The sequence below is a fragment of the Paenibacillus sp. GCM10023252 genome, from assembly GCF_042653305.1.
In the GTDB taxonomy this organism is placed as follows: domain Bacteria; phylum Bacillota; class Bacilli; order Paenibacillales; family Paenibacillaceae; genus Pristimantibacillus.
Genome location: NZ_JBHSHW010000023.1, coordinates 114,169 through 120,251 on the forward strand (window position 1 = coordinate 114,169; position 6,083 = coordinate 120,251).

Annotated in this window: 5 protein-coding genes; 4 read left to right on the forward strand and 1 reads right to left on the reverse strand. The window is 56.5% G+C overall.

Annotated elements, in window-relative coordinates; all coding sequences use genetic code 11:
- Positions 1-13: 13 nt before the first annotated feature.
- From ACFO9Q_RS14645 to ACFO9Q_RS14655, 3 genes are read left to right on the forward strand one after another with little or no spacing between them, the layout of a single operon-like run.
- Positions 14-1,447: an FG-GAP-like repeat-containing protein gene (locus ACFO9Q_RS14645; protein ID WP_379183280.1), complete on the forward strand. Its 1,434-nt coding sequence runs from the start codon at positions 14-16 to the stop codon at positions 1,445-1,447.
- Between the two features lie 43 nt (positions 1,448-1,490).
- Complete coding sequence (locus ACFO9Q_RS14650) at positions 1,491-2,267, forward strand: response regulator transcription factor (protein WP_379183282.1); 777 nt, start codon at positions 1,491-1,493, stop codon at positions 2,265-2,267.
- Positions 2,264-3,658: a sensor histidine kinase gene (locus ACFO9Q_RS14655; RefSeq protein ID WP_379183284.1), complete on the forward strand. Its 1,395-nt coding sequence runs from the start codon at positions 2,264-2,266 to the stop codon at positions 3,656-3,658. Before ACFO9Q_RS14650 ends, ACFO9Q_RS14655 begins: the two co-directional genes overlap by 4 nt.
- A 2-nt stretch (positions 3,659-3,660) precedes the next feature.
- Here the strand turns inward: ACFO9Q_RS14655 and ACFO9Q_RS14660 are convergent, their stop codons facing one another.
- Entirely contained in the window at positions 3,661-3,792 is a 132-nt protein-coding gene (locus ACFO9Q_RS14660) for a hypothetical protein (protein WP_379183286.1), read from the reverse strand.
- Positions 3,793-3,934: 142 nt separating this feature from the next.
- On the opposite strand from ACFO9Q_RS14660, the gene ACFO9Q_RS14665 reads away from it, so the two are divergent.
- Positions 3,935-4,600, forward strand: a complete 666-nt coding sequence (locus ACFO9Q_RS14665) for an SGNH/GDSL hydrolase family protein (RefSeq protein ID WP_379183288.1) — start codon at positions 3,935-3,937, stop codon at positions 4,598-4,600.
- The last annotated feature ends 1,483 nt before the right edge of the window (positions 4,601-6,083 follow it).

A 6,083-nucleotide genomic window follows, 5' to 3' on the forward strand; every position in this document is an offset into this window, starting at 1 on the left:
GGCACGAACACCATTGCGGTTACAATCTCATTATCTATCCATTCGCAGGCGAGCAGGGATTCTACTCCTTGCCGCCTGCGTCTGTGTAATCATTACTGGATGCAAGTATACGGCAGCTCCAGCCGATCTACTAGGACAGCCGCCCATCTCGCAAGACAAGCTCAGCCTCTTGCAAGCCATTGAACATGAGCTTCCCGCCTATAGCAAGCTAACCGTTCCGCTTCGTGAAGATACGCTGGAAGCTATTCGGCAGGTGGATCTGGACGGTGATGGCCGGAAGGAAGCTGTCGTCACTTATTATAATGAATTCGGCTCGCCAGAAGTGCTAGCCCTGAAGCTGGTGAATGCCAGCTGGAAGCCACTCAGCTACATCCAGCAATCGCTGGGCAGACAGATTGACTGGATGAAGCTGCAGGATATGGACGGGGACGGTCATACAGAGCTCCTGCTTGGCTGGATTGGCTCCTACGACAGTCCCAAGTGGGTGGAGGTCTATTCCCTGAAGCGACAGCCCATCCTGAATGAGGCGGGGCAAGAGGTGCTGGAGCCTTCCGCATCCCTTCCATATAGCTACGTCGATACAGGTGATATCGACGGAGATGGGAAGCCGGAGCTTGCCGTTATCTCAGAGACGCCGAGCATGATTGAATACATGCCTCCGTCGAGCAAGCTCAGCATCTACAATTGGGCGCAAGGACGTCTGGAACTCTTAACCGAGACATCCTTGGAGAGAGATGTGAACGGCTATGAGCGATTAGTCATTGGACAAGTATCGGCCCATCACAGAGGAATTGCAGTTGAAGCCGGGGTTGGCGCTCATTCCTCTTATACGGCTATGTATGCATGGATGGCAGAGCGGCTCAAGCTGGTGTACCCGCGCACACCCGATATGAACGGCGGAGTAACTGGACGCCCCACTATCGTGGAGGACATCAATAAGGATGGAATTCTGGAGATCAATCAGAACATCATAATTAATGATCATGACAATACGATAGCCTACGCGGAGAGCTTGTGGCTGAATCGCTGGATCCAGTGGGATGGTCGAGAGGGCTTCCTGCCTATCCTGAGAGAATTCAGCGACTACGGGAATCTATTCCAGCTTCGGATTCCGGATAGCTGGAAGGATACCTTCCTCATTCGGAAGCCAGAGGATGAGCGATACGGTCTGGCTGTGTTCTCCTACTTCAATCCGGACTCGAAGCACCAAGCGGAAGTGATTACCATCTACGTCGTTCCTCAGCAGGCATGGGATGCGGTAGAGGGTGTATGGCAGAAGCAGACCCATCCTTATCATGTGCTGGAGAGGGCAAGCGGACTTGTCTATGCGGTACGGAAGGCGACCTCATCCCCTGAGAGCTTGACTGAGCAGGAGAGGGAGCAATGGGAAGCGATGAGGATGAGCGACAAGGAGCTTGAGAGAGCTTATCAACTGAGGGAGGAGTAAGTGGCATTGGGGGTCAAGACAGCTGAAGGGAGGAGGAAGTCGAATGCGTATCTTGCTGCTGGAGGATGAGGAGGCTATACGCGGCTTCGTGCGAATTAATCTGAAGCGTAATGGAATGGAGGTTACGGAAGCGGGGGATGGGGAGACGGCTCTGCAGCTCGCTGCGGAGGAAGGTCCGTTCGACATCGCTCTGCTGGATGTCATGCTTCCGACGATTAGCGGATTCGAGGTATGCGCTCGCTTGAGGGAAGCGTATCCCGGCATGGGGATCATTATGCTCACGGCGAAGTCACAAGAGGAAGACAAGATCTACGGGCTCGAGCTTGGGGCAGATGATTATGTGCAGAAGCCGTTCAGTCCAGGCGAGCTGCTCGCACGGATGAAGTCGCTCTCTCGCCGCATGAAGCTGGAGCCGCAGATGGACAGCGGAGCGGGGGAACCCGGCCATGGGCTTGCAGCAGATGATGATAGGGAGAGGGACAGTAAGGCTGTCACCGATAGCCTGAGGGACGGGCTTAAGCTCGGCCCCTTCCGGCTGTCAGCCGCTGCGCGCAAGCTATGGAAGGATGAGCAAGAGATTGTTCTAACACCGACGGAGTGGACGCTTGTGAAGCTGCTGATGGAGCGGGAAGGGGAGGGCGTCAGCCGAGATGACATCCTGTCCGAGGTATGGGGCAGGTACTATGTAGGAGATCTGAAGGTGGTTGATGTGAACATTCGCCGAATCCGGCAGAAGATCGAGAGCAATCCATCTGAACCGGACTACATTGAGACCATCTGGGGCTACGGCTACCGCTGGCGAAGGAGCAATACCCCGTGAAGAGTCTCAAGTGGAGAATGGTATGGAGCTACCTGCTGCTCATTGTGCTCGTCGTGGGGGTTCTTGGCGGTGTATTCGTAACCCTTATCTATAACTATTATTATGGAAGCGCGGAGAGCTCCGTGAAGCAGCGGGCGGTATCCGCGCTGTCTCAGCATAGCCGAACTCTCTCTTCCCTTCAGGTTAGAGATCAGGCGGACTATATGCTGCAATATATGGTGGAGGGAGGAACGAGGCTGCAGCTGCTAGATCCCGATGGCCATATTCGGATGGACACGGATGGATTCGGCGACCATGTGCAGCTGACAACTCCAGATGTGAGACAGGCGGAGGCCGGTAACACCGGGACGTGGAGGGGTGAAGATCCGTACTATGGAGTAGCGGTCACCTCCGTCACGATTCCAATCTGGAACGATTATCGCGTTGTATCCTTGCTCCGCTATTCGGCATCCACCGAGCAGGTAGACGGGATGGTCCGGTTATTCATTCAGCTGACAGCAGCAGTAGGGCTGGCCGTCATCTTGCTGTTCCTGGGCGTCAGCCTCGTGCTCGCTCAGCGAATTGTTAAGCCGATCCGCGAGCTGACGAGAGCGGCCCGCTATATGGCAGAAGGCGACTGGAGCAGGCGTGCTTCCCAGCGCTCGAAGGATGAGATCGGCCAGCTGGCTGAGACCTTCAATAGGATGGTCACTGAGCTGAATAAGCGCGAGCAGCTCAAGAACGACTTCATATCGTCGATATCTCATGAGCTTCGGACTCCGCTAACATCCATTAAGGGCTGGAGCGAGACGTTGAAGGAAGGCGACCCTGCTGACGAGGAAGAACTGCATATGGGACTGTCCATTATTAATCGAGAGACGGACAGACTGTCCGGGCTGGTGGAGGATCTGCTGGACTTCTCCAAGCTTGCGTCGAATAACATGGTTCTTCATGTAGAGGAGCTTGATCTGAACGGCCCCGTCAGCGAGACGGTCAATCAGCTTGCTGTGCGGGAGGAGACGACAGGGGTGAAGCTGACAGCTGCCCTGGGACAGAGTCCGATCGTCGTTGCTGGAGATGCGAATCGCCTGAAGCAAGTGCTCATTAATCTGATTGACAATGCGTTCAAGTTCACGGGAGAGGGAGGGACGATTCGAGTCTCTACGATGGAGCAGGGGGATGAGGCGGTGCTTGTCATAGCAGATTCAGGCATAGGCATCGCCGAGGAGGATCTGCCGCATGTGACCGAGCGATTCTACAAGGCAAGCGGCGGATCGAGCGGAAGCGGACTTGGACTTGCAATCTGTAAGGAGATCATTCAGCTGCACAGCGGCAAGCTCACCGTCGAGAGTGAGCGGGGGGCAGGCACTGCGGTTACCATTCGATTGCCGCTGCGACGAGAGATAGAGTGAGCTTACTCCTTATAAAATAATAACTTCCGGTTCATCAGCACGAACGCGACAGCTATCCCTACGCCAAGAGCAAGCATCACGGTCAGCCAATGTTCAGCGAGCCATTCAATCCAGCGGGGCATATCAACGGACATAGTAGGAAGCTCCTTACCTCTAGTTTGCCTATAACTTTCCCCGTGGGTGGGGATTTTATCAACTTAGTGTAGAATTAGGATAGCTGGGCGCTGTGGATCATGCGATAATAGGGGCTGAGATTAGGAGAGGCGGGGAGACCGAATGAAGCTGGGTGAGAAGCAGAAGCTCGTCATGATTGGAGACTCCATTACAGACTGCGGACGTAAGCAGCCGATTGGAGAAGGATTATTCGATGCCCATGGGCGAGGGTATGTCGCACTAGTTCAAGCACTACTAACTGCCGCATATCCGGAGCTGGGGATACGGGTAGTCAATATGGGCTGCAGCGGGCATACGGTGCGTGACTTGAAGGGACGCTGGGAGTCAGACGTCATAGCGCTTCAGCCGGACTGGCTGTCTATCATGATTGGTACGAATGATGTGTGGCGTCAGTATGATCAGCCGCATATGCCGGAGTCGCATGTCTACTTGGAGGAGTATGAGCAGACGCTGGACGAGCTCATTACGAACACGAAGCGGGACGTGAAGGTGAAGGGGCTCGTCCTGATGACCCCGTTCTATCTGGAGCCTAACCGTACGGACCAGATGCGATCGACGATGGACCAGTACGGAGATGCCGTGCGCCGACTGGCGATCAAGCATGAGACATTGTTCGTAGACACCCAAGCTGCCTTCGACCGTGTGCTGGAGCATATCTACCCGGCCACATTGGCTTGGGACCGCGTACATCCCTCTGCTGCCGGCCATGCTGTGCTGGCAAGAGCTCTGCTGCACGCGGTTGAATACGATTACAACCGAGGGTTGTAATCGGGAGGGGCGCTCGTGGGGCGGGGCGGTGCGGGGCGATGTGGGCCGGGGCGGAGAGATCGCGAGGAGGGGCGTTTGCGGAGCGGAGCGGGGTGCGGGCCGGAGCGCTGTGGGCCGGGGCGATCGCGAGGCGGAGCGGGGCTTGTGTGGGGAGAGTTAGAGATAGGTTCATAAGTGGTATCGAGCACCCAGCGAAGCCACGCCAGCGCGGATAGGGTATAAAATGCACTTATCGAGCACCCAGGGAGGACACGCCAACGCGGATAGGGTATAAAATGCACCTATCGAGCACCCGGCGAGGTCATGCCAGCACGGATAGGGCATAAAATGCACTTATCGAGCACCCAGGTAGGCCACTCGAGCGCGGATAGGGTATAAAATGCACCTATCGAGAACCAGGGTGGCCACTGGAGTACGGATAGAGCATAAAATGTACTTATCTAGCCTCAGTCTGGCCACGCCAGCCGGAATCTGGTGCATAAGTGCACCAGAATGAGCGCCGACCCCTGCCCGCGAGGCGAATGTGGTGCAGAAGTGCACCAGAATGAGCGCCGGCGCCAGTCCGCGAGGCGAATGTGTTGCATAAGTGCACCAGAATGAGCGCGAGCGCCTACCCGCGAGGTGAATATGGTGCAAAAGTGCACCAGAATGAGCGCCGGCGCCAGTCCGCAAGGCGAATGTGGTGCAAAAGTGCACCAGAATGACCGCCGGCGCCAGTCCGCGAGGCGAATGTGGTGCATAAGTGCACCAGATCAACCGCCGGCGCCAGTCCGCGAGGCGAATCTGGTGCATAAGTGCACCAGAATGAGCGCCAGCGGCTGCCCGCTAGGCGAATGTGGTGCATAAGTGCACCAGAATGAGCGCCGGCGCCACTCCGCGAGGTGAATATGGTGCAAAAGTGCACCAGAATGAGCGCCGGCGCCAGTCCGCAAGGCGAATGTGGTGCAAAAGTGCACCAGAATGAGCGCCGGCGCCAGTCCGCGAGGCGAATGTGGTGCATAAGTGCACCAGAATGAACGCCGGCGCCACTCCGCGAGGCGAATGTGGTGCAAAAGTGCACCAGATTGACCGCCGCCTCCAATCCGCGAGGCGAATGTGGTGCATAAGTGCACCAGAATGAGCGCCAGCGGCTGCCCGCTAGGCGAATGTGGTGCATAAGTGCACCAGAATGAGCGTCGGCGCCAGTCCGCGAGGCGAATGTGGTGCATAAGTGCACCAGAATGAGCGCCGGCGCCTGCTCGCGAGGCGAATGTGGTGCAGAAGTGCACCAGAATGAGCGCCGGCGCCAGTCCGCGAGGCGAATGTGGTGCATAAGTGCACCAGAATGAGCATCTGCGGCTGCCCGCGAGGCGAATGTGGTGCAGAAGTGCACCAGAATGAGCGCCAGCGGCTGCCCGCTAGGCGAATGTGGTGCATAAGCGGCTCAGCCCCCTAAATCCGGAGTCCACCCATACAATCTTACATCAGTCGTAGCTTTTCTTCT